1 tRNA gene is annotated in these 219 nt (G+C 47.5%); it reads right to left on the bottom strand.

Annotation, left to right across the window (positions count from 1 at the left end):
- Positions 1-18: 18 nt before the first annotated feature.
- Positions 19-94: transfer RNA gene (locus tag H9X81_RS11690), tRNA-Lys, on the bottom strand.
- Positions 95-219 lie beyond the last annotated feature (125 nt).

Here is a 219-nt window from a genome sequence, read left to right as displayed (position 1 = left end):
ACAGGTTCATCTGTTTGTTGGTGCACCATCAGGGACTCGAACCCGGGACCCACTGATTAAGAGTCAGTTGCTCTACCAACTGAGCTAATGGTGCATATCCTCTCGCACATTCAAAATCGAACAATGAAAACTCACGTTTCAAGAACCAAAGATCCTCTGGTCAAGCCCTCGACCGATTAGTACTCCCGAGCTGAATGTGTCACCACACTTACACTCTGA

The organism is Hydrogenoanaerobacterium saccharovorans, from assembly GCF_016901815.1.
Classification (GTDB): domain Bacteria; phylum Bacillota; class Clostridia; order Oscillospirales; family Ruminococcaceae; genus Avimicrobium; species Avimicrobium caecorum.
This window is presented reverse-complemented; position numbering and strand designations above follow the sequence as displayed.